This window comes from Bacillus sp. FSL L8-0199, from assembly GCF_038005705.1.
GTDB classification, from domain to species: domain Bacteria; phylum Bacillota; class Bacilli; order Bacillales; family Bacillaceae_G; genus Bacillus_A; species Bacillus_A cereus.
This window is the reverse complement of sequence record NZ_JBBOTS010000001.1, coordinates 3,070,308-3,096,709: the sequence shown is the minus strand read 5'-3', so window position 1 is coordinate 3,096,709 and position 26,402 is coordinate 3,070,308. Positions and strand designations below refer to the sequence as shown.

Sequence of the window (26,402 nt, the reverse complement as noted above, 5' to 3'; positions counted from 1 at the left end):
GACTAGATTATAAATTGGGGAGGGATTTTAAAGATGAATGAATTTGTATACAAAAATATTTTTATTCTAAGTTGTGTCTGTGAAAATGACAAGAAGTATATTCGATAAACAAGTGAATTATAGGGGAAGGGCGGATTAAAATGATATTACACGCAAAATCGTTCCACAATAAAGATAAAATCCAACGTGCTAAAATAGGACTTCAACTTTTTCTGAGTATCTTAATCATTACTTCAATTATCCTAAATGTAGTAGTAATAATTACGAAAAGTATGCTACTTATTGTGGTATATATGTTTACCCCAGCATTATCTTCTATTTTGACTCGCATAATACTGAAAGAAGGGTTTAAAGATGTATCTTTTAGTCTCGGTAACTTAAAGATATGGAAAGGGATTGGTTTTGCTCTGCTAATCCCTATGATTATTTGTGGAATTACGTATTCTATCGCCTGGTTGAGCGGAATTGCGGGGTTTCAGTATCCCGAAGTTGGTATGTTTATTTTAGAACCGATCTACAATATGCTTGGGCTTCAGTATGTAACGGCACCATTCAGCTTCATTTATCTAGTAGTATTGAGCGGCATTTTCGGAAGTTTGCTTGGCTTAATCCCAGCTTTGGGAGAAGAAATGGGTTGGCGAGGTTATATGCTCACAAGGCTAGTCGATGCAGAGTTTTCACGGCCCATCCTTATTAGTGGATTGATTTGGGCAACGTGGCATGTTCCAATAGTTATTGCTGGTCTATATGTAGCGGGACCATCTGTCGTTCTTTCAGTACTTGGTATCTATCTTTGTATTGTACCATTCGGTTATATTATAGCTTATTTACGACTTATCACAGGTAGCATTTGGCCTTCGGTTATCATCCATGCTACTTGGAATGCCATTATTCAAGGACCTTTCACACGTGCAAGTACAGGGTATCAAACTGAGATTTGGATTGGAGAATCTGGCTTGATAACCGCTAGTATTATCTTGATTACTGCAATAATTACGTCTCGAATCGTAAATTTTACTAAATAGCATACGGATGTGTTTTAAATTCAATTAGTGAAATATGACGAGGCGAAATAAGATGCTCCTAAAAATATTAGAAAAAATCTAGTTGAACAGACTCTTACTTCATCTTAGGCTGCTGGAGATGTGGGGGACATCAAGCTAAGAAAATAAACTTGGTTGCCATAAAAAACATAATGTTTTCATTTAAAGGCTATGAGATGAAATTTCATCATCTTCATCAAGTTTGACCTTCAGGAAATAAAAAGTTAAACGATTATACAAATACTCTAACTGAAAAAACGATAGTCCTTCTACATTTTAGATAGAAGGACTATCGTTTATTTTTTTGACAAAATTAGGAGGTGATGTTTATAAAATGGATAATATAATTCGTGTTTTACGTAAAGAGAAAAAGTTTTCCAAAAAAGATGTAGTTAATTCCTTTGGTATAACGGTTGATTGAAATTTCATTTTATAACTTGTAAAGGGCTGTGCAATGCATCGTACTATTGAAAAATCTAAATTTAATCATTAAATTGCGATAAAATGTGGTCGGAAATAATGAAATTTTAGGAAAAATAAGGTACACTAGTTTATGATTTTAGTTGAAAATCGTTTGACGTTAATGCATACGGGGGAAAGATTGATGAACAACAATACAACAAATGAATCAGTTGAAGAAATTGATCAAAAACGAGTAAGATCAAAAAAACGTTATACAAATTGGAAGTTTATTGCAGCGGGTATTGGTGTATTTGCACTTCTTATTGGGGGAATGAGTTATTATCAGGCAACTCACTTCAATTCGAATGTTACAATTAATGACACAAAAGTTGGTGGTCTGAGTGCTGATCAGGCAATACAGAAATTAAAGACATCTGGACTAGCAAACAAAGTCTATGTTGATCAACAACAAATTTTAGATGAAAAAGATACAAAAACGGAACTTACGGAAAAAGATTTGCCTCAAGTTAAGAAACTATTAAAAAACCAGTGGACATTTTTCCCTTCCTCAAAGGGAGAAAATTATTCATTGCTACCAGAGAAGGCAGATCAGTATCGTAGTGAAACGATGAAAAAACTTGTAGAAGAAAAGCTCATCTCTATGAATGAGAAATTAAAAGCGCCTCAAGATGCTATGGCGAAGCTAGAACAAGGGAAAATTGTTATTTCGAAAAGTGTTGAAGGAAAACAGTATGATGTTACTAGTCTACTGAAAGATTATGATAAACAAAAATATAAAAGCGAAATTCATCTGAAGTCTGCATACATAAAACCTATTAAAGAAGACGATCCGATTGTCAAAAAAGAGGAGAAAGCACTACAGAATCTTCTTGGGCAGTCTGTTGAGTATAAAGTGCAGGATGAAGTTTATCCTTTAAAAGCGAAAGATTTAATTCAAAATGCCTCTATGTCAAAGGATATGAAAGTTACAATTGATGCGAGTGACATTAAGAAGAAAATTACTGAAATTAATAATGCCAAATCAACATTAAATAAAGATTTCTCATTTAAAACTCATTCCGGTTCAGTCATATCAGTAAAAGGACAGGGATACGGCTGGGCACTAGATGTTGAAAAAGAAACTAAACAAGTTCAACAAGCCTTTGAGAAAGGCGACAAATCGCTTTCTGCTTCTAATATTCAAGGGAATGGTTGGGAGAAGGAAGGTATCGGTTATAAAACAACATCGAATAATGGCATCGGAGACACGTATGCAGAAGTTTCAATTGCAGAGCAACAAATTTGGATTTACAAAGATGGAAAATTAGTCGTTACAACAAATGTAGTAACTGGTAAACATAGTACTGGTGAAGATACATCACCAGGTGTGTGGTACGTCCTATATAAACGAACACCATATACGCTAAGAGGTAACGCAGTAGGAAAAGCTGATTATGCGGTTAAAGTAGATTACTGGGTTCCATTCACAAATAGTGGTCAAGGATTCCACGATGCCGGCTGGCGAAAAGACTGGGGAAATAATGCTTATTTAACAGGAGGATCAGGTGGGTGTGTGAACCTTCTTCCTAATGTTGCAAAAACTGTATATGATAGTTTGGACACGTATGATCCAGTTATTGTTTATTAAAAAATAGCTACGTATCAAGAAATAAACAAAGCAGGAAGTCTTACCTGATGGTATATGAAAAAACACCTCTTGCATTCGCATACTAAGTGTGCAAATGTAATGGAGGTGTTTTTGTTTGAATACAAGAGTGTATTGCTTATAAGAAACAAAGTAGAAAGAAATAATAAGTATTCAAATAGTCAATAAAATTGACGATGAATATCATTTTCATTTAATATAGAATCGTTGCATTTAATTAGACATGAATTTTTTGTTAATATAATAGATTTCTATTAAGTTGTCACATTTAAGAACTATCATTAAATATTTTAAGAATTTAAACGTAGGAAAGGGTAATATAAAATGAACTGGAAAAAAGGCGGATTATGGGTTATTATTTTTTTCGTTGTAAAAGGCACGATTTCTACACTTTTAATCGTTACAGGTGCTAAATATTTTGATTTATCATTTATGCAACTTATCTTATTAATTCTGACCTTATTAGTGATTTCTCTAATAAGCCGAAAATTGCTGTATAGATATAAACAAAACAAAAAGCAAAAAGAGCTAAATATATAAGGAAGCCCCAGAGACCATTGGATTTCTGGGGTTTTATTTTGATAGTTTTTTCGCATGTATATCAATTTAACAGAATAGGTTGTCCAAAATGATAAAATCGATGATGTTTAAAATGCGTCAGTTATTTTTAATAACGATTGATACCCGTATTTCTACAATCTATATAAATGACTCAAGCTTCGCATCTTATGAATTCCCTGAAGTGCTAAACCTAAGCAAAGTAATGAACTATCTTAAGGAAGAAAGTTGAGTTAGCCAATCGCATATGTTTTATTGAAAGGATGTGATTGAATTATGGAACGGCCGAATTGGGGAATTGGAGGATTAGTATTCGTTGGCTGTATGTTTCTTGGTGGAGGAGTGGGATCTATGTTAGGTAATGCCCAAACTGGATGGCTAATAGGAATGGGCGCTGGATTTCTTGGTATGGCTTTAACGAGACTGTTCAGAAAATAATGTAACTGAGATTCTTCTTCTGGTAAATAAGGAAATATGTAAGTAAGTCATGGCATAAGAGTTCTATAAATTATAGTTAGAATCTTCTCTTTTGTATTTGTTTTTTCTAAATTTCTCCATACATAGATACGATTCTCAAGTCGGAGGATAGCACCTTAGGGTGTCTTTTTTATGCTTTTTAAAAATGTCTTACCATATAATAGCTGAGTTTTGCTTTCAGTCTCCGATGCCCATTAAGCATAGAATAAAAATTCTGCACCATTTAAACTCTGATAACAATTCATACAATCAAGAATAATTGAGTTAATAGCTTTCGGTAGATTGCCATCATTTTTTTATAATAGATTAGATTCATTGCCGTTTCAGACCTATGTATGAATTCATAATCTAATAGTAAAAGGAGGAATGATTAAAGGTATGGCGGTTAATGAGGAATCAATTTGTCAACAGTTTGCAAGAATCATTGGCGGTCAAGAAGGATTCGCCGGTGGGAAATGCGTGGCAACAATAAACCGAGATGAAATACGAGCAACAATCTTGGGAAAACGTTTTAGAGTAACAACTTCCTTTTCATTCGAATCACGAGACAATAAAACCGGACGGGCATTATGCCTAGGCCGAGTAGCACTCTTACAAAAAGAAGTCACTGAATTTGTGGCGACAATTATTAAACAAGGAATAATCGTTTCGTCTATACACAATGAGTGGTTATGTGATGATCCAAATTTAATTTACGTTAATATCGAAGACGTTGATGATCCACTAAATTTTGCAAGAAAAGTGAGAAGAGCGTTATGCACGTAATTAATTTCTTTAGTTAAACGAGTCATTATATTAAATTGAAAAGTTCAGCGTGTTGGATGGTTTTATAAAACGAAAGAAGGTGTTTCATATTTGGAATGCCTTTTCTTTATGTTTTCGTTACTAATGTGGGTGGTTAACTGATTACATGCTGTTTATCTTGCAACAGCAAGAACTGGATGAGGTATCTTTAAAGGTGTTTGACTGTCTATAGATACCATATTTTATCAAATGTTATTAGCATATCATAAAACGATAAGGGAGAAATCGCCTTCATACCAACCAATCAAAATCTTGAGGTACTATTCTTTATGTTGTAAGGTTCCACTATTATTTTCATCAATTACTCAACGTACTGCTTCGATGTTTTGATGAGTCATTTTAATAAATCCTTGCTTTTCATGAGATAATACTTTTTGATGAGTCATTTTGTGCATGGCATTGATTATATGACGATTAGAATTGAGGTCAAGTATTACCTCTTCACCTTTAATTCTATCAGTCTGCTTTTCCTTAACTCCTGATTATATTAGCTTCAATAACATATGATCATTCTTAAGAATATCATTGAAATGTACGAATAGATGTTAGTGCAGCAAAATAAATTGTGTTATGATATGAGGAAATATAAAGCTATGTAACGGAGGGAATAACATGCCGCATGTTGTGTTTCGTGGAATTACTACTGAACAATTAAAAAGCATAAGCAAGCCATTAGTAGAAGAACTCGCAGATATCTGTGAGTGTGGTACGGATAATTTCACCTTGGAACTACCAAGTTCTACGTTTGTATTCAATGGAGAAGAAATAGAAGCGTTTCCTCTTATTGAAGTGAAATGGTTCGAGCGTGGACAGGAAATTCGTGATCGATTTGCCAAGGCCATTACTACATATGTAATGGATTTTGGACTTCCAGAAGTAGAGGTTGTATTTACAGTTTTCACAGAATCAGCGTATTATATTAACGGGAAGCATTGTGCAAGTTAGAGCTATTAGAAAGATTTTTATTCCTATAATAAAATATGTTTCATTAAAAACAAGGGCCGGAATTCCGGCTCCTTTTCTATCCTAAAGCTTCATTTTATCTCTCCGTCTCAAAAAACTCAATCCATTCTCCATCAGGACCAGCGAAGAATATGTAACGTGTTCCATCTGGTAATGTTTCAATTTCTTCTCCTAGTAAAAAGGTTACTTTTTGTTTCTTCAGTCTTTCGATCTCATCCTCTAATGAATCCACTTTAAAGCAAATGTGATGTACTTTTCCTTCTGCCGGAAGAGAAGAGTTGTAGCCTTCAATGAGTTCTAGTATCGTTTCTTTTGATTCTTCCACACCTAAAAAAGCGAGTTTTAAGTCTGGATTCGGGTGTCCCATACGTTTCATGAGTTGTAAGCCGACTACTTCTTCATAAAATGAAATAGATGTTTCTAAGTTTGCAACCATAAGTCCGACGTGTTCAATTCTTCTAACTGGCATGTAGATTCCTTCTTTCTGAAAATTATATACAATATGTTATTGAAAATTAAGAAAATAAGCAAGATAAAAACCTTACAAATTTTAGCGTTTTATATGGTATAGTGAGAAAGTATGTTTGGGGAGAAGGAAGGAGATTATACGATGAATACAACTACTCAAACTCCTTCATTATCGGAAACGATGAAAGAGTGGCATTATGCATTAGCATATGAAATTAAACATTGGAAAACGATAGGTGGTAGTAAAATTTCTATCATGAATGGTCGTTTTTTATATACAGATTATGAAAGTACAGTATACGTATTTCAGCTTATTTCGGAAGTAAGCTTACCTGAAGGTTCACCCATTCGAATTGAGTTTGATGGTGAGGAAGCGACAGGAGAAGTATTGTCTGTACATGGATTAGAAATAGAACTGAAATTAAATGATTATATACAAGGTGAAATACGAGAAGCTGTTTTATATAGTGAACCGTGGCAATTGTTAGAGCAACTACAAGAGAGGTTGAAGGAAGCACGTAAAGATAAGCTAAAACGTAATCGTATAAAGCGTCTTGTTGATGGGACGAGCAGTCCGAAACATATTGAGAAGATGAAAAATCCGAAAAATGAATTGGCATATCGTGCGTTTTATAATCCGACAACTTACGTATGGGGACCACCAGGAACAGGGAAGTCTTACAATTTATCACGTATTATTTCGGCTCATTATCAAAAAGGAAAATCGGTACTTGTGTTGGCTCATAGTAATGCGGCAGTAGACGTATTAATGAGTGAAGTAACGAAGCAAATTGAGAAGAAAAAGAAATGGACGCCTGGCGAAATTGTTCGTTACGGTTATAGTCAACATGAACATATACGAAATCATGAAACGTTACTTGCGTCGAAGTTAGTTGAAACGACGAACGGATCTTGGGGTGAGGAAAGACTCTATTTAGAAGAGACGCGACAAGATCTTCGTGAAAAAATCTTATCGTATAAAGCAACATCTGCTGATAAGAAGCGTATACAAGAGATTGAAAGTGATCTTCGAAAGCAAAAGGCTAAAATTAAAGAAGTAGAAAAAGAATATATTGAAAATGCGAAAGTAATCGGCGCAACTTTATCGAAATGTGCCATTGATTCACTTATTTATGAGCGCACATTTGATTTAGTTGTTGTAGATGAAGTAAGTATGGCATATGTTCCGCAAATTGCATTAGCTGCTTCACTTGGAAAACGTATCGTCGTTTGCGGTGACTTTTTACAGTTACCTCCAATTGCGATGGCAAATCATGAACTCGTTCGCAAATGGCTTGGGGAAGATATGTTTTACCATGCTGGGATTGTTGAGTCTGTTAATAAATCAGAAGCACACCCAAACCTATTTATGTTGCAGGAACAAAGACGTATGCATGCGGATATATCGAAGTTTACGAATTCGTTTATTTATAAAAATAGAGTATACGATCATCCGTCTGTTTCAGAGCGTAAAGAACTTGCGCAATTGCAGCCGTTCGCAAATGAAGCGAGTGTTTTATTTGATACGAGCCAAATGGGAGCTTTTTCGTTAAAAGATGCTGCTTCTGGTTCACGTTTTAACATTATGTCTGGTTTAGTAGCAATGCAAATGATGTTAATCGGATTGTTAGACGGTGTGCAATCAATCGGTATTGTGACACCTTACAGGGCGCAGTCACGCTTTTTATCAACGTGTATTAGAGAAATGTTGCAGAGAACGAAATATCAAAACATACCAGTTTTAGCGGCGACAGTTCATAAGTTCCAAGGTTCTGAAAGAGATATGATGATCTTTGATACGGTTGACAGTTATCCGCAAGAACGACCTGGCGTATTATTCTTTGATCACAAAAACCATCGCCTCGTCAATGTAGCAGTGACAAGGGCGAGAGGGAAGTTCATTCAATTATCAGATTGCCATTATATGCGTAAAAACCTTTCAAGAAAACAAGCGTTATCGCAATTAACAGCTCATATAGAACGTCACGGAGATGTGTATGATCGTACGACATCAAGACAATTGTGGGAACGGAAAATTTCGAAACGTTTACGCTGGTTTATGGAAATGAATCTTGAGGAAACGAAAGGGTTATTGAAAGATGTTTTAGTCGCAAAACGAAAAATTATTATTTCACTTCCAAGTACAAAACAAGTGGATAAACGAGTATGGCAAGCGTTAATGCGTACAAATGCGCAAATAACAGTGTATAGTGATGGACCAGTTCCACTGAAAAATGTAAAGTTACAAAGACAAAATAAAGCATTCCCGTTTATCGTAATTGATGATGAAATCTTCTGGGCAGGCGCACCCCTTACATCCCAAATGATGTTTGAAGGTAGTACGGAATTTCCGTACGTATGTGCAAGACTGCAAGCACCTGAGACAATTGGTGTATTAAAAGGATTTTTAGATATTCGGTAAATTCGGATAGGAATTCCTTGACTTTTACTTGGAATGAACTTAGAATAAAAAATAATTTAATATAATTTTATGAAAATTCTTATCACGAGAGGTGGAGGGACTGGCCCTATGATACCTCGGCAGCGGATTCGTTATGAATACTGTGCCAATTCCAGCAAGGTAACTTGAAAGATAAGAAAGAAGCTCATTTTGACTGTATATACAGAAGCCTCTTTCTATCTTTTAGAAAGAGGCTTTTTTATGTGAAAATAAAAGGAGGAAGAAAAATGGGAGCGACAGGAGTAGCGTCACAAAGAAAAACAATTGAAGAGAGTATCGAAAGAAATAAGGAAAAGTACATAGAAACAAGTCATGATATTCATGCGAATCCGGAAATTGGTAACCAAGAGTTTTATGCATCTAGAACGTTAAGTTTATTGCTAGGCAGTGCAGGATTTCAGTTGCAGCACAATATAGCTGGACATGAAACGGGATTTATCGCGCGAAAAAGCTCTGGAAAACAAGGACCTGCAATCGTATTTTTAGCGGAGTACGACGCTTTACCAGGACTAGGTCATGCGTGTGGTCACAATTTAATTGGCACAATTAGCGTTGCAGCAGCAATCGCATTATCAGCAACGCTTGAAGAAATTGGCGGGGAAGTTGTCGTGTTTGGTACGCCAGCAGAAGAAGGCGGGCCAAATGGTAGCGCGAAATCAAGTTATGTAAAGGCAGGTTTATTTAAAGACATTGATGCGGCGCTTATGATTCATCCGAGCGGAAAGACAGCGACAACGAGTCCTTCATTAGCAGTCGATCCACTTGATTTTCATTTTTATGGAAAAACAGCTCATGCTGCAGCTTCGCCAGAAGAAGGGATTAATGCATTAGATGCGGTTATTCAGCTCTATAACGGTATTAACGCACTTCGCCAACAACTTCCGTCAGACGTGAGAATTCATGGGGTCATTACAGAGGGCGGAAAAGCACCTAATATTATTCCTGACTACGCTGCAGCAAGATTCTTCATCCGTGCAGCAACGCGAAAAAGATGCGCGGAAGTAACAGAAAAAGTAAGAAACATTGCACAGGGAGCAGCGTTAGCAACAGGTGCAAAAGTAAAAATCCATCAATTCCAAAATGAAATCGATGAATTACTCGTAACAAAAACATATAACGATATCGTAGCGGAAGAACTAGAACTATTAGGTGAAGATGTAAATCGTAAAGAAAGAGTAGGGATTGGTTCAACCGACGCAGGAAACGTAAGTCAAGTCGTACCGACAATTCATCCGTACATTAAAATCGGACCAGATGATTTAATTGCACATACGAATGAATTTAGAGAAGCAGCACGTTCAGAACTTGGAGATAAAGCATTAATTACATCGGCAAAAGCACTAGCGAATACGGCATATCGATTAATTACGGAAGAAGGGTTGTTAGAGAAGGTGAAGGAGGAGTTTAGAGAAGCGCAGAAGAATCAGGGGTAGATGGTTAAAGGGAGTGGGGGATCCACTCCCTTTCTTTTTTGCGTAACACTGATGCTAAGATTTTTTTGCAGTAAAATCAATATTAGTAGAATTTTTTTAATCAAACTTTTTTCTAAATGAACATAAATACTTGCAATATTTAAATTAGTACTATATAGTTCTAGTTATGACAAAGGTAAAATTAATGAATCAAAGACGTGTGATTGAAGTAGCTGCAACATTATTTTTAGAAAAAGGGTTTGCTTATACAAGTATGGATGAATTAGTACGTGTAAGCAAAGTTTCAAAGTCTAATGTGTATTATCACTTTTCTAATAAGGAAGTATTATTAGAAGGGGTCGTTGATTATTGGATTGAAATGTATCAATCTGCAATTGATGACGTACTTTCTCAGAACCAATTTTTAGTTGAAGATCGTATCCAACTGTTTTTAAAGCAATTATCACAAGGAGTTCAGTCGAGAGAGTATAAGGGGAGCTGTCCATTTATTACTCTTTATATTCAAAGTCCTAAACAGGCCACGCAAATAAAAGAAAAAATAGGTCTTTTTTTTACAGGATTACAAAAGAAAGTTTCTCTATTACTTAAACAAGGGGTAGAGAATGGAGAATTCAGAAATACGATTCATATTGATGAGGTTGCATCACTTTTTATTACAAATCTTGAAGGAGCGTTATTTATTTCAGAAACATTGAAGGATGCAACTGTAATCACGAAAACAGCAGATCATTTTTTTAAATTGCTTCGATAAAAGAAGCATTTTTTTTACATCAAATTAGTACTGAATAGTACTAAAAAGGGGGATTTTATATGAGAACAGTATTTTTAACTGGTGGAACAGGCTTTATTGGAAAGCAATTAGTGAAAGAGTTAGCCAAAGAGGATGTGAAAATTCTTCTTTTAGTGAGGTCGAAAAGTAAAGCAATACGCCTTTTTCAAGAAAGAGGCATCTTAAAAAAGGAAGTTATGCACTTTATTGAAGGTGATTTGACGAAAATAGATTTAGGTCTAAGTGCTGAAGATAAGGAGAGGGTATTGAAAACGGATGTGATTATTCACGCAGGAGGCCCCATGGATATTCAAGCGACAAGTAAAGAGGCAGCTTCCGTATTTTTAAATGGCGCGAAACATATTAGTGAATTAGCTAAAAGTATTCATCAATTGAAGGGCTTGCAACAATTTATTCATGTTGTAGGTTATATGAGTCCCTTTGATGATAAAAATAGCAAGATTGCAATTGATGTGTTTCAAGAAGGAAACAATTATTTGAAAATAAAAAATCCATATGAGAGAACAAAATTTTTAGCAGATCTTTATATCCGTCAGCAGGCATCAGCAGTAGGTTATCCGCTTTCTGTAATTAATCCGCCAACTGTAGTCGGTAGTAGTAAAACAGGGAGTACAGAGCAGATAGCAGGATTAGGTTTGCTTGTGAAGAGTATGCGAAGAGGGCTCATGCCAATGATTCCTGGAGGTAAGGGATATAGGTTACCACTTATTTCAAACGATGGGCTTGCGAAGTTTATTGTGCAGGTTTTCAGATTGGAGCAATCGACTATTCAAACATATACACTTGTTGAAGACAAACCGCACGATCAGAACATGGCTGAATTATTAAGTATTATGTCGGAAAGTATGAATATGAGGGCACCAAAAATCTCTGTCCCAATGCCACTTATGAAAGCAATTATGAATAGTGGAGTAGGTAAAATAACAAAAATTCCTTCTGATGGACTGAATTTTATTACAAAACGAAAATTTTCAAATGTTTCAGCGAAAAAAATTATGGGAGGAGATTGGTTTAAGAAGGCGAGTGTAATGAAAGTTTTCCCTGCCGTAGTAGCTGATTTGGATTATCGAATGATGTATCAAAATGGCCAGCATAATCATGTATTTAAACGAACATTATGCGATAGCACTACCCTTTACCAATTACAAGGAGAGGGTAAACCGTTTATTTTATTACATGGTTTATTGAGTGATGGAGAGGATTTATTTCCTTTGGCACAAGAGCTTCATGAAAAAACTGGTCAACCTGTATGGATCTTGGATCTTCCAGGTTTGGGACGTTCTCCTTTTAAACGAGAGAAAAATCTTCTAGCTATCTATTTGAATGTAGTGAAAAAGTTATTGGAGAAAGCTACGAATGGTGCACATCTAATTGGCCATTCATTCGGTGCGTTTATTCTTCTGGAAGCATTGGTACAAGAGTACATAGATGAGAAGTATACAATCACTTTACTTCAGCCACCTGTTGCTAAAAAAAATGCTAAATCGCTAAATGTTCCTCAATTTATAAACAAATGGACATTAAAATTGGCAACTACTAATTTGATAGGGCGTTATTTATTAAGTAATGGTTTGTTTGAAAGTATGGAGAGTATCCCTGAACATTATATTGAAAAAATAAGGAACAGTTTTACTTCTCCTAGAATTTTAAATACAACGGTTCAGCTTAACAGTTTACTACTGAAAAACGATCAAGATGATTTCAATGAAGTAACAAAGTATAATCTTCACATTATTTGGGGGGAGTATGACAGAGCCTATTCTGCTCCATCGCATCTTGGTAAAGTTGATTTTGTTCCATATGGCCATCATTTTCCTCTTAGCCATCCGAGTGAAACGGCAACATTAGTAATAAAAAATAGTAATACTAGCAGATGAGAGTGTGGGATAAATAAAAAGTGTGTAGTAAGATTGTTGTGTCTTTGAAATAAAATCGTACTGTGTGGGGTCTCGCGAACAAGACGCGAATTTTGCACGCTAAGCAAAAAAACAATAAGCTGCCCACATGGACAGCTTATTTACATTATTCTCGTTATTGGAAGTTATTTGAACTTTTCCTGATCCGAAAGAGTCAATCTTTGTTTTGTTCTTCTAACAGTTGAATAACCTTATCTAATTTTGTGCGACTGAATCTTGCTTTTTACGATTGTTAGTATGACGAATTATACGTATAATGCCCCTAAACATTGCACAGATAATTAATAAAATAATAGCAACTCCTATGGAATAAATAGAGTTTTCCATAAGATAATTTATCAATAATTATTCTTTTTTCTCCGGCTGATAGGAAAGAATAACGACACCTGAACTGGTCGTTCTTGTTTCTATAAGTTTTAATGCTTTTGTATTGTTCTGGTCTTTAAAGAGACGCTTTCCGCTCCCTACGATAACGGGATTGACTATAAAGTGATATTCATCAATGAGGTCATGTTGCATTAATGTTTGTGTAAGATCACTGCTGCCATAGATTAAAAGGTTCTGACCAGGCTGTTCCTTCAGTTTCGATATTTCTTCTACAATATTACCCTTGATAAGATTTGCATTCCATTCGGTTTTTTCCAAAGTTGTTGAAGTAACAAATTTAGGCATGCTGTTCATCTTATCAGCAAAACCCTCTTCATCAGTCATAGAAGGCCAAGCAGCTGCAAAACCTTGATAGGTTACTCGCCCTAGTAGAAGAGCTTCACTTTCAAACAGTAAATCGGATTGAAACTTTGCTACTTCTTCATTGAAATATGGAGCAGTCCAAGCTGGTTCCTCCATGACACCATCTAGTGAGAGGTACATCGATACAATTATTTGTCCCATTTTGTTCTCCTTTAGTTTTAAATTGAGATTTTTACATATTGGTAACACAATTATTAATTCTTCAGCTAGAGAAATTCTCCCTTTTTAATAGTTTCGACAAAATATATTTATGTGTGTTTCGGAATAATCTAATATATATTAATAACTTTGAAATATTGTATAACTTCTAATTTTTATGCATTATTGATTAGAATTGCTTATTGTGCTAACGAATCAGGATAGTGTGGCGACCGACTAAATAGTTGCTTAGCCTCAATTATTAGAAGGGAAGTTCTATCATTTCGCGAATTTATTAGACATAGACGAGTGCTATAATTTTCTATATCTACATAAAGAGGTGACTACGCATGAATCAAAGACCGTCAGAAGAAGAATACGCTGGGAGCTCCGGCGAATATATCCGTTTGGTGCCAGACGGTAACATCATCGACATTTTGCTCGCTCAGGAAAAGCAAATGACCGAGCTCCTGGCATCGTTGACCGAAAGCCAGGCCGCATATCGGTATGCGGAAGGAAAATGGACACTGAAAGAAGTTGTGGGCCACATTACAGACGCGGAACGCGTCATGACCTACCGCCTGCTCCGGTTCGCAAGAGGGGACCAGACTCCGCTGACCGGTTTCGATCAGGAATTGTTCATGCCTCCTTTTGGAAGCTGGACAATCGCGCAACTGGCCGAAGACTACCAGGCCGTCCGGCAATCAACGATCACATTGCTGCGCGGGCTACCGGCTGAGGCGTGGAATCGTAAGGGTACAGCCAACAACCTAAGCATTACGGCGCGCGCCCTCGCGTACGGCATCGCAGGACACGAACTTCATCACATGGGGGTCATCCGAAATCGGTACTTGAGTTAATCGTCGGCTGAGGCCTTTTGAATGGAACTAACACTTAGATACCGTTCTTATTGGGGCCCGCCCCACAACCATCAACTTAAGGATTTAAACTATTTTTATGAATATGCACCAAAAACAAGAGTTATATCGATTTTTCTCATTTTGGGGTATTTGTTTTTCTTAGCTTGATGGGGCACTACTCTATAATGGTCAAATTAAAATTTAAAACAGTTATAGAGACTCCATCGCTGGGAAATATTATAACTATTAAGTTGTAAAAAGAACCGTAGTTTTTCATTGTTGAAAAAGCTATGGTCTTTTTTACTGTAACAAAGATAGGATGCGAGGAAGTTTTTTTGATAAATCAAAAAAACTTGATTAATTAGTTGCATATAGAACCCATCTGCGTATATACTATAAATATCAAAAAAAATTGATGAAGGGAGAGGAAACTACAGTGGCACAAGATTTTAAGTTATATGAGAAAAAGTTTAAAGCGTTGGCTGATCAGAAGCGTTTAGAGATTATGTATGAACTTTGCCAGCGAGGCCAGACTTGTGTATGTGATTTAACAGAGATTTTTGAAATGACGCAATCTAAGTTGTCCTATCATTTAAAGATTTTATTAGACGCAGGTTTAATTGTAAAAGAAACAAAAGGTACGTGGAGTTATTATGATTTAAATGATGCGGAAGTAAATAATTTATTATCAGAAGAATTATGCTGTATCTTTAGAAAAACAGGTAAAGGTAGCTGCTGTTAAAATTTTGAGTAATTAATCAAAAAAAATTGATTAATAATATATAAAGAGGAGGAATAAGGTATGAGATATATTCACGTCGGTATAAACGTTACGAATTTAGAGAAGTCTATTGAATTTTACGAAAAGGTATTTGGTGTATCACCAGTTAAAGTGAAAACAGATTATGCAAAATTTTTATTAGAGACGCCAGGACTTAATTTCACGCTGAACGTGCGAGATGAGGTGAATGGAAATCAAGTAAATCATTTTGGTTTCCAAGTGGATACAGCTGAAGAAATTACATTGCATAAAGAACGATTAGAAAAAGAAGGTTTCTTCGCGCGTGATGAGATGGATACGACTTGTTGCTATGCAGTACAAGATAAGTTTTGGGTAACGGATCCCGATGGGAACGAGTGGGAATTCTTTTATACGAAAGCACAGAGTGATGTTCATAAAATAGAAGAGGCATCTTGTTGCACGACTTCTAACGTAGTAGAAAAAAATTCTTGTTGTTAATAGGAGATGGAAAATAAAATGAAACGTTTATCTTTTCTAGATCGATATTTAACACTATGGATTTTTCTAGCTATGGCTGTTGGGATTGGTTTAGGGTTTGTATTTCCTAGTGTAGTAGATGGACTGAATACATTACAAGTTGGAACAACGTCTATCCCGCTTGCTGTTGGTTTAATTATAATGATGTATCCACCGTTAGCGAAAGTTCGTTACGAGGAAATGGGCCGCGTATTTAAAGATGTAAAAGTATTGGTTTTATCTTTAGTACAAAACTGGATTATTGGACCTGTACTTATGTTTGTTTTAGCGATTATTTTTCTTCCTGATAAGCCAGAATACATGGTCGGGCTCATTATGATTGGTTTGGCACGCTGTATTGCCATGGTAATTGTTTGGAACGATCTTGCAGATGGGGATAAAGAGTATGCAGCAGGTTTAGTGGCTTTTAACTCAGTATTTCAAATGTTATTCTTCTCCGTTTATGCATACGTGTTTGTAACAGTCATTCCAGAATGGTTAGGGATTGAAGGGGCTATTGTCGATATTACAATGGGAGAAGTAGCGAAATCTGTATTTATCTATTTGGGAATTCCTTTTATAGCAGGCATGTTAACACGTTTTGTACTCGTTAAGTTAAAAGGAAGAGAATGGTATGAAAAGGTGTTTATACCGAAGATTAGTCCACTTACATTACTTGCATTATTATTTACAATCATCATTATGTTCTCTTTAAAAGGGGAAATGATTGTTAGCGTACCATTAGATGTAGTAAGAATAGCAATTCCATTACTCATTTATTTTATTGTGATGTTTTTTGTTTCTTTCTTTATGGGAAGAAAAATTGGTGCAAACTATCCGGTGACAACAACGTTAGCATTTACAGCAGGTAGTAATAATTTTGAGTTAGCAATTGCTGTAGCAGTTGGTGTGTTTGGTATTCATTCGGGTGCAGCATTTGCAGCTGTTATTGGGCCGTTAGTGGAAGTACCTGTAATGATTGCACTTGTAAACGTCGCTTTTTGGTTTAAGCGTAAATATTTTAATGATCAACCAGCATAATTAAAAAACAAAGGCGGAAAACAACATGGAAAACAAAAAGACAATCTATTTCTTATGCACAGGAAATTCATGCCGAAGCCAAATGGCAGAAGCATGGGGTAAACAATATTTAGGGGATAAATGGAATGTATATTCTGCAGGAATTGAAGCACATGGAGTAAATCCAAATGCTATTAAAGCGATGAATGAAGTAAATATTGATATAACGAATCAAACATCAGATATAATCGATTCAAATATTTTAAACAACGCTGATTTAGTCGTTACGCTGTGTAGTCATGCAGATTCTGTTTGTCCTTCGACACCTCCGCACGTAAATCGTGTTCATTGGGGATTTGATGATCCAGCAGGAAAAGAGTGGTCTGAATTTCAACGTGTTCGCGATGAAATTGGAGAACGTATAAAGAGATTTTCTGAAACAGGGGAGTAAATAAAGGAAAGAGCCAATCTTCTATCTTATAGAGGATTGGCTCTTTTTTTATTGTACATAGTCATGACTGTATTGGTTCGCATAAATTACCGGAAAATAGAGGGTATTCTATTGAATTGATAAAATTAGAAATCTATTTAATCATGTAGGTGTTCACAAATAATAAATTCATTTAAAAGATAATATAGTTGCTTAGAATTAGAGATGGTATGATGAATAATTACAATATCTTCCTTGTTTTATGTATAATTTAATAAGGGGATTTTTAGATATTGAAATAAAGGGTAGTATATTAGCGCAAGGGGGAGAATGATGGATAAGTTGTTACAAGAAATTATAAATTGGTTAAGGATGAGCGATGAAAAAATTGTTATTGGTATTTCAGGACATGGTGCAGCTGGAAAAACAACGTTTGCTAATAGACTCGTAAATCTACTAAATCAAAATGAAGTAAATTATATTAATACAGATCCTTACATTGTCAGTTCGGATATCCGTAAGCATGCAGTGATTCACTATACATATCAAAATGAAAATCATCGTTATAAAATGACAGCTTGTCATCCAGCGGCACACCATTTGGCAGCTTTAGAAAGAGATATTCAGATGGTTAGAGCTGGGCTAGATTTTTATACGATAGATACGCATTATATGAAAAGTAAGTTGATTTCTTCGAAAAATAAAGTAACGATTGTGGAGGGAATGAGTGCCGCATTTATTAACCCTGATTTATTTGATTTGAAAATTTATTTTTATACAGATGGCGAAACGGAACTAATGAGAAGATCAAGCCGGGATATAGCTGAAAGGGGAGCGGATATAAGTTATTTAAGGCAGTCTCATGAAGAACGACGGATTCAATATGAAGTATTTATGCATTCGTATAGTCAGCGTTTTGATATCATTATCAAAACTTCTGATGAAACAATATGTTTAGAAAAGAATACATTTGAGTTTTATAAAATTTAAATGAAAATCCTCACTTTGTTAATTACATTATGACGGTTAATTTTTCTTACGGAGTACTTGTATTAAACAAATGTATTATTTAATCAATAATACATTCACTATGAAATATCTAAATTTTTAAAAAGATTTAGTAGCCTTCTTTCATCTACATAGATAGAAGGCTACTGTAATTTTTGCATGAAAGGAGAATAGAATGAAACACATAATAAAAGACATATTAATAAATTATTTTAAAGAAATTCATTCACTAGCAGTGGAAGAAGAATTGCATAAGGATAGTTGGAATACGGATCTGCATTATAAAATAATGGTAAATGGAAAGCGATATTCCGCAAGATTTATAAATAGCAAGCGAACAATCAATCCAGCCTTTGGGGCGTTATCAAACGAACAACTGATAGAGCAAGTACGGTTTACCTATTATTTACGCGAACATGAAATTCCTTTTATGCAGATAAACAAGAATAGGGCAGGAGAGCCATTTACACTTGTCGCTTGGAATGATGAACAATACCGATTTGTATTGTCTAATTGGATTGAGGGAGAACATATTATGCATTGCACAGAAAATATTGTAGAAGCCTTCGGAAAGGAAGCAAGAAAGATTCATGATATTTCTTGCGAATTTCAAAGCTCGATTTTTCAAAAAATATCTCATTTGGATGGGTATGTTGAGTTTATTAATATGTTAGAAAGTAGGGCAAGCGCATGTAAGGAATTGCGGGAGTATATAGATCTTGCTAAATATCATATAGAGTGCGCATATACGAGTGAACTAGAATTTATCGTACAAACAGATTTAAATCCTTTGAATGTTTTATGGGACTCAAGTCAAAAGGTAAAAGGAATTGTGGATTTTGAATCTATTAGTTATGTTGACCGCATTGAAGGACTAGCCTTTTTAATAAAATGGTATTCTCGAACAGAAGGAGTACAGTCTCATGAGGTGTGTTCGAAGGTTGCTAGTTCATTTTTAGTAGGGTATAAGGCCCATAATATTTTAACACCAAATGATTATAAGAGATTTTCTTCCTTGTTATGGTTATCCGGTAGTTTGAATTGGAATTTTGTGAAGAAAACGCTAGGTGTAATAAGTGATGAGAGGGAATTAGAAGAACATTTGGAAGTTTATAGAGTGAGGGGAGAAAGACTATCTTCATTATTAACTTGTACATAACATGTATTCTCCTAGTCTGGGACTCAAATAAGAAACCATTTTGTTAATTGTACCTGGTGGTGGCTGGAATCATAAAGCAGAGCATGGGGCACGAAAGCAAGCAGAGCTTGGAACTTTGACTAAAATGATTAGCGAGATGCACAATGCAGGAACAATCGTTGCTGGTGTGTGTACAGGAGGTATGCTATTAGCTGCCTCTGGTATATTGAACGGTCGAAAGGCAACGATGCACTATTTGGCACAGGATGAAATGAGTGAATACGAGGCAGAGCTTCTTCATTACAGAATTGCGGATCAAGGGGATGTTATCACTGCAAGAGGAGTCACTTCAGGAGTTGATTTGGGACTTGGGATCACGGAAAGATTCGCAAGCCCTAAAATTGCGGCTGCTGTTGAATACAGAATGGAATATGAGAGGCGAGGTGTTGTTTGGAAGTAATTTGCTTTCTTTTTTATCCTATTTTAAATGGGAGGGGGCGCTGCCCATAAAAGCCCAATTCATATGTACTAATAATCAGTCGGGATGCCAAAACTCCTACTGATTAAAGTTTCATTTTATAATTTTTACTTTATTAAAAGTTGATTTGTTAGAAAGGATAATCATTTATTGATATAATGAATGAATGCGTGGCAGGAAATAGATAGAAAGATACTGCTAGTAATTTATACTTAAAGTGTAGGGAGCTTGAACAGAGTTATGGAGACAGAAAAAGAAATTAGTTCCGCTAAATTAATATGGAAGATGACGCGCCCGCATACATTAACGGCGACGTTTTCTCCTGTAATTTTAGGGACAGTGGCATCACTTTATGTTGCCAAAATTGATTGGCTGTTATTTATTGCGATGATGGTTGCATGTTTAGCATTGCAAATAGCAACGAACTTATTTAATGAGTACTATGATTTTAAACGTGGATTAGATACCGCTGAATCCGTTGGCATCGGTGGCGGAATTGTCCGTCATGGATTGAAGCCAAAAAATGTGTTAACAGTTGCGCTTTTATTATATGTCGTAGCAGCTTTTATTGGCATTTATATTTGTATGAATAGCAGCTGGTGGTTAGTTGTCATTGGTTTAATTGGGATGGCAGTTGGCTATTTATATACAGGCGGTCCATTACCAATTGCGTACACCCCGTTTGGAGAATTAGTTTCCGGATTGTTAATGGGGACATGTTTTGTACTCATTGCTTTCTTTATTCAAACGAATACGATAACGATTGAAAGTGTATTGATTTCCATTCCAATTGGAATTTTAGTCGGTGCAATCAATATGTCGAATAACATCAGAGATATCGAAGAAGATATTAAAGGTGGAAGAAAGACATTAGTAATCCTCCTTGGGAGAGAGAAAGCTGTGGTAACACTAGCGGTAGCCTTTTTCATTGCGTATTTATGGATTGCCGTAATTGTATTAATGGGTTATATAAGCCCTTGGGCATTAGTTATGTTCCTAGGTTTGAGAAAGCCAATTTCTGCGATTCAAAGTTTCCAAAAAGGGGCAAAGGATCCTGGTTATATGCGCATCGCAATGAAATCAACAGCGATGACAAATACGATTTTTGGCTTCTTATTATCAGCAGGATTATTAATTAGTTATTTGTTTTAAATAAAAAATATGGTTAAATAACTTAACCCCAGTTTCTCAATTTTAATATAGAGAGATTGGGGTTTTTATTTTTGTATTTCTTTAATAATGATTAAACTCTTTTATAAATCTACACTATTTAATAGTTTAGTTGAGATAAAGGTCAGGATGGTTAGAGGAATGATTTTTATATTTGTTTAAGTTTAGTACTTACTGTCATGTAGTATTCCTCCTTGTAAATGTACTTCAAAATATAGAGTGCCTATTTTGAAGTACATTTACAATGTTAGGGTTATGCGAATGAGAAATTTTATAGTTAATCATTCAAAGAAGGAATGCATGGAATAGTTTTGTCCCAATAACAAAAACTAACAGAAATAAAACGATAATATATAAAGGAGATTAAATATGCTGAAAAAGATAGGAAGAATTTTCCGAGTATTCCTCTTTTTATTTATCGGTGGATGTTTAGTTCTGTTTGTTTGGGGTGAAATTGACAGAACGATAGCCGAAAAAAATGAGGTATTTAGCCAAAATTCTAGTCAATATCCTATGCGTCAAAGTGATATTACTTTGTATACAGATGGGAAACAGTTAAACAATCAACTATTCTCAGATATAGAGAAAGCAAAGCATTACGTGCATATTAGCTTTTTTTCTATTGCTGATGATAAAGTAAGCCATCAGTTTCTAGAGTTATTGCGGAAAAAAAGTCAAGAAGGTGTAGAAGTATACTATGCTTTGGACAGGTTAGGTGGAATTTTACTAAAGAAAAAGGAAAGAGAATTATTAGTTAAAAAAGGAGTTCATTTTACATATTACAATAAACCTGCTTTCCCTTATCTTTTTTCTTCTTTGGATCATCGGAATCATCGTCGTATTTCAGTTATTGATGGAAAGGTTGGTTACATTGGTGGATTCAACATCGGAAAGAAGTATTTGGGGGAAAAAGAAAAACTTGGTTATTGGAGAGATTATCATCTTCAAATACGAGGAGAAGGAGTTCAAGATTTAGAACAACAATTTGTATTAGACTGGAAGAGAAACGCAGAGAAACCGATTCCGATACACAATGCGGTAAAGGAAAAGGGAGCAACCTCGCAACGATTTACTGCATATTATAGTGGAAAAAAACTTGGGCAAGATTATAAAATGCTGTTTGAACAAGCAAAGGAATCCATTATTATATTAACACCTTATTTTATACCAAAAGACAAAACTATTTGGAACGCATTAGTAGATGCAAGAAAGAGGGGAGTCCGTGTCAAAATTCTATTCTCACCTCATTCGGATGCACTATTAGTTAAAGAAGCAGCATATCCATATATCCGAAAAGCATTAAAACAGGGTATGGAAGTATATGGTTATAAAAAAGGGGTGTTACACGGTAAAGTATTTTTGATTGATGAAAAAGTATTGATGGTTGGGACCGTGAATTTTGATTCACGCTCATTTCATTTAAATGAAGAAATGAACTGTTATATTCATGACCCTATCTATATTTCGAAAATAAAACCGGTGATTAATGCAGACTTACAAAATTCAAAGCAAGTAACATCCTCTGACGTCAATCAATTATCTATAAAAGAAAAAATAAAAGAAAAGGTTGCAAAAATGTTTGAGTATTATTTGTAAAGACAATGTATTTTTATACTTGGGTAACAGGGGTTATATGTTTAGTGATTTTACGTATTCTCCATGGAATCAGCTGGACAGTTGCTACAAGTTCGATAGAAAAGGCTGTAATTGATGTATTCCACGAACTCTTCGTGGAGAAGTGATGGCATGGCTTTAGGACCAGTATTAGATCTTTGGGTAATAAAATCATTTTCATTCTATTATCTATTTCTTCTATGTACAGGATTAGCACTTGTTGCATTCATACTTGTACTTGGTACAAAAATACCATCAATTCAACATGCATCAAAAAAACGCTAAGCAAAAAATACAATAAGCTGCCCATATGGACAGCTTATTTACATAATTTTCGTTACAGATAGTTCATTATTTATAAGTTAAACTCATTTATTTTTTGCTCTCTTTACTTGACGTTGTTATAGAAGAAAAAGTATAAATTATAAGAGCTAACCAAATAAAGGTAAAAGCTATAAAATGAGCTTTTGTTAACGTTTCGTTATAAAGAAAAACACCGGCTATTAGTGACAGAGTTGGTGAAATATATTGGAGAATACCAAGCATAGATAATGAAACTTTTTTAGCACTCTTTGTAAATAATAAAAGTGGTAGAGCTGTTACTACGCCACTCCCTATTAATAATAAACTGGTTGAAACAGAATTGAAAAATTGTATTTGAGATTGAAACATCAAATAAGCCAAATATACTAACGCAATAGGCGAAATTACCATCGTTTCAAGTGTTAATCCAATGACTGAATCTGTTTTAATCATTTTTTTGGCTAAACCATAGAATCCAAAGGTAAGCGCCAAACTAAGAGAAATCCAAGGAATCACACCATAATGGAACGTTAGTGTTAATACACCAATGCCTGCTAATATAAACGCAAGAATTTGAGAACCACTTAACTTTTCTTTTAATGCAATTACACCGATTAACATACTTGTTAAAGGATTAATGTATTGACCAAGACTTGCTTCTAATATTTTCCCATTGAGCACTGCCCACATAAAGATGCCCCAGTTTGAACTAATCAGTACTGAAGCAATAAAAAGTGACCAAACTAATTTTGGATTTTTAACAATTTCTTTCATGAATTCAACATATGTAGACCATTTCTTCATGAAAAATAAAAGTACAAGCATAAAAATAAAGGACCAAAAAACTCGTTGTGCTAGAATTTCTCCTGAAGATACGTGTTGAATAAGCTTCCAGTAAATTGGAGTAATACCCCACATAATATAAGAAAGTACTGCAAACACAATGCCATCTTTTTCATTATTTAATTTCATTCTGAGCCTTCTTCCTAAATATTTAAGTGTTAAATTAGCTGGTTTGTTTTAAATAGCTATTAGTAGTAGGGGAGTAGGGAAAGTACTGGTGTAATCCATTTTATTACAAATCATGATTTTAAATCAATATATTATCGTTCTTTTTTGATCGGAAAAGGAACGTCGAGTTTTTTTATATCGTCCGAATGAGATAGCCTATTTTCAATAAAATTCATATTTTCTGCGAGTGATGGAAACATAGGCTTTATTTTAGTTGTTGACTGCTTTGAGTTTTGATGAGTCTGTTTTATAATTTTTACCCCATATCAAATAAAGTTAGGCTGTTACCTTTTGTCTTTTATAGAGACATTATGTTAATCATTTCATCATATATAGCTTTTGGATTCTTATTTTATTTGTAACTAAACGATTTTTGGCTGAATTTATAGACATTGAACAAAATTTAATGTCCTTTATCTATTTGCAATCTAAATATAGAGATCTAAAATATTCACATTTAATTCAACAGAAAAGATAATGTCTTTTTTGCTTTATAAATAGTGCAAAATCTTAGTTTAATATTGGTGGGATGTTTTTAAATAAATTTTTCGGTACCTTGCAATGAACAGTAGCATATGGTAAGTTATTACATAATATGTATCAAATAATGTTCAGTACTGTTTAATGAATAGTACTGAACATTCAAGAAAGGAGTGAGGATTTATTAAATATACAAATATAAAAAGGATATTTTGGAACAGTTTGTCCTTGTGTGGGTGCATGAGTCGGAATCTTCAGTCTATTGAATTTTAAAGAAGACTTCAACTTAAATCAAAATGAAAAAATAGTAACAAGAGTGTTCTAAGGAAAAGAAGTAATTTCTAGGTTTAAAATACATGTGAAAAGAGTAGGATTACCGTTTGTTAAGACAGAGTGATGCTTGTAAAAATAATCATTATGAAGATGATTACGAATTTGATGTTACCCTTTTAACATTGGTGGAGATAATAGAGCTAAGTAGTTAATACGAACAAGCAAGCAACTACACTTACAATACGAATAGAGGAGAGGAATGCCTTTTGAAAATACGTAGTCAAATTACATGTGCAAGTCTGGCCCTTTTAATAGCTGGAAGCTCTCTATTATACACAACACCAACTTCAATTGTAAAAGCAGAGCCCACTCAAAATATAGTTGGTTCATTACAAACAAGTACTCAACGAAATCGTACCTTTGTCAAACAAGCAATGCAAGATACATTGCAACTTGGATACCCAGGAATACTCGCTAAAACTTCTCAGGGTAGAAAAACGTGGGGGTATGCCGCTGGTGTAGCGGATTTAAGAACTAAGAAACCAATGAAAACGGATTTTCGTTTTCGCATTGGAAGCGTGACGAAGACGTTCACGGCAACAGTTATCCTTCAATTGGCCGGAGAAAATCGATTAAACCTAGATGATTCAATTGAAAAATGGTTACCGGATGTTATACAAGGAAATGGATATGATGTTAAACAGATTACTATCCGTCAAATGTTGAACCATACAAGTGGTATCGCTGAGTACTCAAGATCAAAAGAAGCTGATTTTACGAATACCAAAAGATTGTATACCGCTGAGGAGCTAGTGAAGATTGGAATCTCAGCACCTCCAGATTTTGCTCCAGGAAAGGGCTGGTCCTATTCAAATACAGGATACGTATTACTGGGTATGCTTATTGAAAAAGTAACTGGAAATAACTATGCAGAAGAGATTGAAAATCGAATTATTGAACCACTTGAATTGTCAAATACATTCTTACCTGGAAATTCAAGTATCATTCCAGGCAACAAGCACGCCCGTGGCTATGTCCAACAAGAAGAGGGAAGCGAGCTAAAAAACGTTACTTATTTTAATCCAAGTATAGCTAGCTCAGCTGGTGATATGATTTCTACTGCAGACGACTTAAATAAATTTTTTTCTTATTTGCTTGGTGGCAAATTACTGAAAGAAAAGCAACTAAATCAAATGTTTACTACAGTTCCCGCAGGAAGGGGAGGAATCAATGGATATGGTCTAGGAATTTTTGAAATTAAACTTCCTAACGGTGTCCCGATATGGGGACATACAGGTGGCATTCCAGGGTTTGATACTTTTGTTGGAGGGACACATGGAGGTAGGCATATGTTGGCCGTCAATTTGAACAGTATGGGTAGAACTGAGAGTCCTGGTCTTTTTAAAAGTATTTTACTTGCTGAATTTAGCAAGTAGATAGAAAGATAAAATGGTAATTTATGAGATGTTTGTAGTTGAACAAATAAGGAA

23 protein-coding genes, 4 pseudogenes and 1 riboswitch are annotated in these 26,402 nt (G+C 35.0%); of the genes and pseudogenes, 22 read left to right on the top strand and 5 right to left on the bottom strand.

Annotated elements, in window-relative coordinates; all coding sequences use genetic code 11:
- Window positions 1–140: 140 nt before the first annotated feature.
- The 5 genes from NST86_RS16040 to NST86_RS16020 all read left to right on the top strand — a co-directional run bounded on the left by NST86_RS16040 (window position 141) and on the right by NST86_RS16020 (window position 4,911).
- Window positions 141–1,025, top strand: coding sequence for a CPBP family intramembrane glutamic endopeptidase (locus NST86_RS16040; protein ID WP_086423266.1), 885 nt, complete (start codon window positions 141–143; stop codon window positions 1,023–1,025).
- A gap of 622 nt (window positions 1,026–1,647) precedes the next feature.
- Window positions 1,648–3,093 carry a L,D-transpeptidase family protein gene (locus NST86_RS16035; protein WP_140159028.1) on the top strand — a complete coding sequence of 482 codons (1,446 nt, stop codon included), beginning with the start codon at window positions 1,648–1,650 and terminating at the stop codon, window positions 3,091–3,093.
- Between the two features lie 342 nt (window positions 3,094–3,435).
- On the top strand, window positions 3,436–3,651 hold the full coding sequence (locus tag NST86_RS16030; RefSeq protein WP_001104105.1) for a hypothetical protein: 216 nt from the start codon (window positions 3,436–3,438) through the stop codon (window positions 3,649–3,651).
- A 294-nt stretch (window positions 3,652–3,945) separates the two neighbouring features.
- Window positions 3,946–4,107 (top strand): hypothetical protein, encoded by a 162-nt coding sequence (locus NST86_RS16025; RefSeq protein WP_000441008.1) that lies wholly within the window; start codon window positions 3,946–3,948, stop codon window positions 4,105–4,107.
- Window positions 4,108–4,524: 417 nt separating this feature from the next.
- Window positions 4,525–4,911, top strand: coding sequence for a DUF1259 domain-containing protein (locus NST86_RS16020; RefSeq protein WP_001986336.1), 387 nt, complete (start codon window positions 4,525–4,527; stop codon window positions 4,909–4,911).
- 302 nt (window positions 4,912–5,213) lie between these two features.
- On the opposite strand, the pseudogene NST86_RS16015 reads toward NST86_RS16020, so the two are convergent.
- Window positions 5,214–5,432, bottom strand: a pseudogene (locus tag NST86_RS16015) (DUF6241 domain-containing protein); the annotation flags it as partial.
- Window positions 5,433–5,562: 130 nt separating this feature from the next.
- On the opposite strand from NST86_RS16015, the gene NST86_RS16010 reads away from it, so the two are divergent.
- Window positions 5,563–5,895, top strand: coding sequence for a DUF1904 family protein (locus NST86_RS16010; protein WP_001120970.1), 333 nt, complete (start codon window positions 5,563–5,565; stop codon window positions 5,893–5,895).
- A 94-nt stretch (window positions 5,896–5,989) separates the two neighbouring features.
- On the opposite strand, the gene NST86_RS16005 is transcribed toward NST86_RS16010, so the two are convergent.
- Window positions 5,990–6,382 carry a VOC family protein gene (locus NST86_RS16005; RefSeq protein WP_001145286.1) on the bottom strand — a complete coding sequence of 131 codons (393 nt, stop codon included), beginning with the start codon at window positions 6,380–6,382 and terminating at the stop codon, window positions 5,990–5,992.
- Window positions 6,383–6,493: 111 nt separating this feature from the next.
- On the opposite strand from NST86_RS16005, the gene NST86_RS16000 reads away from it, so the two are divergent.
- The 4 genes from NST86_RS16000 (at window position 6,494) to NST86_RS15985 (ending at window position 12,942) form a co-directional block, all read left to right on the top strand.
- The gene (locus NST86_RS16000; RefSeq protein ID WP_140159029.1) at window positions 6,494–8,803 is read left to right on the top strand and encodes an AAA domain-containing protein; all 2,310 of its coding nucleotides are present in this window, start codon (window positions 6,494–6,496) and stop codon (window positions 8,801–8,803) included.
- 76 nt (window positions 8,804–8,879) lie between these two features.
- Window positions 8,880–8,981: riboswitch (SAM riboswitch) on the top strand.
- 88 nt (window positions 8,982–9,069) lie between these two features.
- The gene (locus NST86_RS15995; protein ID WP_086423269.1) at window positions 9,070–10,275 is read left to right on the top strand and encodes a M20 family metallopeptidase; all 1,206 of its coding nucleotides are present in this window, start codon (window positions 9,070–9,072) and stop codon (window positions 10,273–10,275) included.
- A 184-nt stretch (window positions 10,276–10,459) separates the two neighbouring features.
- Window positions 10,460–11,026 (top strand): TetR/AcrR family transcriptional regulator, encoded by a 567-nt coding sequence (locus tag NST86_RS15990; protein ID WP_001076336.1) that lies wholly within the window; start codon window positions 10,460–10,462, stop codon window positions 11,024–11,026.
- 59 nt (window positions 11,027–11,085) lie between these two features.
- The gene (locus tag NST86_RS15985; protein WP_086423270.1) at window positions 11,086–12,942 is read left to right on the top strand and encodes an alpha/beta fold hydrolase; all 1,857 of its coding nucleotides are present in this window, start codon (window positions 11,086–11,088) and stop codon (window positions 12,940–12,942) included.
- Window positions 12,943–13,135: 193 nt separating this feature from the next.
- Here NST86_RS15985 and NST86_RS15980 read toward each other — a convergent pair.
- Window positions 13,136–13,308 (bottom strand): annotated as a pseudogene (locus tag NST86_RS15980) (DUF4083 family protein).
- A gap of 18 nt (window positions 13,309–13,326) precedes the next feature.
- Entirely contained in the window at window positions 13,327–13,872 is a 546-nt protein-coding gene (locus tag NST86_RS15975; protein ID WP_086423271.1) for a dihydrofolate reductase family protein, read from the bottom strand.
- A gap of 347 nt (window positions 13,873–14,219) precedes the next feature.
- Here NST86_RS15975 and NST86_RS15970 point away from each other — a divergent pair, with 347 nt between their 5' ends.
- The 11 genes and pseudogenes from NST86_RS15970 to NST86_RS15920 all read left to right on the top strand — a co-directional run.
- Window positions 14,220–14,729: a DinB family protein gene (locus NST86_RS15970; RefSeq protein ID WP_001076316.1), complete on the top strand. Its 510-nt coding sequence runs from the start codon at window positions 14,220–14,222 to the stop codon at window positions 14,727–14,729.
- Window positions 14,730–15,144: 415 nt separating this feature from the next.
- Window positions 15,145–15,471, top strand: a complete 327-nt coding sequence (arsR, locus tag NST86_RS15965) for an arsenical resistance operon transcriptional regulator ArsR (protein ID WP_002000155.1) — start codon at window positions 15,145–15,147, stop codon at window positions 15,469–15,471.
- Window positions 15,472–15,531: 60 nt separating this feature from the next.
- Window positions 15,532–15,969, top strand: coding sequence for an ArsI/CadI family heavy metal resistance metalloenzyme (locus NST86_RS15960; RefSeq protein WP_001269068.1), 438 nt, complete (start codon window positions 15,532–15,534; stop codon window positions 15,967–15,969).
- A gap of 18 nt (window positions 15,970–15,987) precedes the next feature.
- The gene (gene arsB / locus NST86_RS15955) at window positions 15,988–17,028 is read left to right on the top strand and encodes an ACR3 family arsenite efflux transporter (protein ID WP_016118232.1); all 1,041 of its coding nucleotides are present in this window, start codon (window positions 15,988–15,990) and stop codon (window positions 17,026–17,028) included.
- A gap of 25 nt (window positions 17,029–17,053) precedes the next feature.
- On the top strand, window positions 17,054–17,458 hold the full coding sequence (gene arsC / locus NST86_RS15950; RefSeq protein ID WP_000428357.1) for an arsenate reductase (thioredoxin): 405 nt from the start codon (window positions 17,054–17,056) through the stop codon (window positions 17,456–17,458).
- Between the two features lie 312 nt (window positions 17,459–17,770).
- Entirely contained in the window at window positions 17,771–18,427 is a 657-nt protein-coding gene (locus NST86_RS15945) for a uridine kinase family protein (RefSeq protein ID WP_000359535.1), read from the top strand.
- A gap of 193 nt (window positions 18,428–18,620) precedes the next feature.
- Window positions 18,621–19,604, top strand: a complete 984-nt coding sequence (locus tag NST86_RS15940; RefSeq protein ID WP_000680468.1) for a phosphotransferase — start codon at window positions 18,621–18,623, stop codon at window positions 19,602–19,604.
- Window positions 19,605–19,644: 40 nt separating this feature from the next.
- A pseudogene (locus NST86_RS15935) lies at window positions 19,645–20,043 on the top strand (DJ-1/PfpI family protein); the annotation flags it as partial.
- Window positions 20,044–20,301: 258 nt separating this feature from the next.
- Window positions 20,302–21,213 (top strand): 1,4-dihydroxy-2-naphthoate polyprenyltransferase, encoded by a 912-nt coding sequence (menA, locus tag NST86_RS15930; RefSeq protein WP_016118229.1) that lies wholly within the window; start codon window positions 20,302–20,304, stop codon window positions 21,211–21,213.
- Window positions 21,214–21,600: 387 nt separating this feature from the next.
- Window positions 21,601–22,827, top strand: coding sequence for a phospholipase D-like domain-containing protein (locus tag NST86_RS15925; RefSeq protein ID WP_086423273.1), 1,227 nt, complete (start codon window positions 21,601–21,603; stop codon window positions 22,825–22,827).
- Window positions 22,815–23,124 (top strand): annotated as a pseudogene (locus NST86_RS15920) (MFS transporter); the annotation flags it as partial. The gene NST86_RS15925 and the pseudogene NST86_RS15920, both read left to right, overlap by 13 nt.
- Window positions 23,125–23,217: 93 nt before the next feature.
- Here NST86_RS15920 and rarD read toward each other — a convergent pair.
- Window positions 23,218–24,120, bottom strand: a complete 903-nt coding sequence (gene rarD / locus NST86_RS15915) for an EamA family transporter RarD (protein WP_000773902.1) — start codon at window positions 24,118–24,120, stop codon at window positions 23,218–23,220.
- Between the two features lie 1,058 nt (window positions 24,121–25,178).
- Here rarD and NST86_RS15910 point away from each other — a divergent pair.
- A complete protein-coding gene (locus tag NST86_RS15910) occupies window positions 25,179–26,348 on the top strand; it encodes a serine hydrolase domain-containing protein (protein ID WP_340934077.1) in 1,170 nt (389 codons plus the stop codon).
- The last annotated feature ends 54 nt before the right edge of the window (window positions 26,349–26,402 follow it).

Coding starts and splice junctions, on each gene's coding strand:
- NST86_RS16040 (WP_086423266.1), top strand. CDS start 141: ATGATATTACACGCAAAATCGTTCCACAATAAAGATAAAATCCAACGT.
- NST86_RS16035 (WP_140159028.1), top strand. CDS start 1,648: ATGAACAACAATACAACAAATGAATCAGTTGAAGAAATTGATCAAAAA.
- NST86_RS16030 (WP_001104105.1), top strand. CDS start 3,436: ATGAACTGGAAAAAAGGCGGATTATGGGTTATTATTTTTTTCGTTGTA.
- NST86_RS16025 (WP_000441008.1), top strand. CDS start 3,946: ATGGAACGGCCGAATTGGGGAATTGGAGGATTAGTATTCGTTGGCTGT.
- NST86_RS16020 (WP_001986336.1), top strand. CDS start 4,525: ATGGCGGTTAATGAGGAATCAATTTGTCAACAGTTTGCAAGAATCATT.
- NST86_RS16010 (WP_001120970.1), top strand. CDS start 5,563: ATGCCGCATGTTGTGTTTCGTGGAATTACTACTGAACAATTAAAAAGC.
- NST86_RS16005 (WP_001145286.1), bottom strand. CDS start 6,382: ATGCCAGTTAGAAGAATTGAACACGTCGGACTTATGGTTGCAAACTTA.
- NST86_RS16000 (WP_140159029.1), top strand. CDS start 6,494: ATGTTTGGGGAGAAGGAAGGAGATTATACGATGAATACAACTACTCAA.
- NST86_RS15995 (WP_086423269.1), top strand. CDS start 9,070: ATGGGAGCGACAGGAGTAGCGTCACAAAGAAAAACAATTGAAGAGAGT.
- NST86_RS15990 (WP_001076336.1), top strand. CDS start 10,460: ATGAATCAAAGACGTGTGATTGAAGTAGCTGCAACATTATTTTTAGAA.
- NST86_RS15985 (WP_086423270.1), top strand. CDS start 11,086: ATGAGAACAGTATTTTTAACTGGTGGAACAGGCTTTATTGGAAAGCAA.
- NST86_RS15975 (WP_086423271.1), bottom strand. CDS start 13,872: ATGGGACAAATAATTGTATCGATGTACCTCTCACTAGATGGTGTCATG.
- NST86_RS15970 (WP_001076316.1), top strand. CDS start 14,220: ATGAATCAAAGACCGTCAGAAGAAGAATACGCTGGGAGCTCCGGCGAA.
- arsR (WP_002000155.1), top strand. CDS start 15,145: ATGAAGGGAGAGGAAACTACAGTGGCACAAGATTTTAAGTTATATGAG.
- NST86_RS15960 (WP_001269068.1), top strand. CDS start 15,532: ATGAGATATATTCACGTCGGTATAAACGTTACGAATTTAGAGAAGTCT.
- arsB (WP_016118232.1), top strand. CDS start 15,988: ATGAAACGTTTATCTTTTCTAGATCGATATTTAACACTATGGATTTTT.
- arsC (WP_000428357.1), top strand. CDS start 17,054: ATGGAAAACAAAAAGACAATCTATTTCTTATGCACAGGAAATTCATGC.
- NST86_RS15945 (WP_000359535.1), top strand. CDS start 17,771: ATGGATAAGTTGTTACAAGAAATTATAAATTGGTTAAGGATGAGCGAT.
- NST86_RS15940 (WP_000680468.1), top strand. CDS start 18,621: ATGAAACACATAATAAAAGACATATTAATAAATTATTTTAAAGAAATT.
- menA (WP_016118229.1), top strand. CDS start 20,302: ATGGAGACAGAAAAAGAAATTAGTTCCGCTAAATTAATATGGAAGATG.
- NST86_RS15925 (WP_086423273.1), top strand. CDS start 21,601: ATGCTGAAAAAGATAGGAAGAATTTTCCGAGTATTCCTCTTTTTATTT.
- rarD (WP_000773902.1), bottom strand. CDS start 24,120: ATGAAATTAAATAATGAAAAAGATGGCATTGTGTTTGCAGTACTTTCT.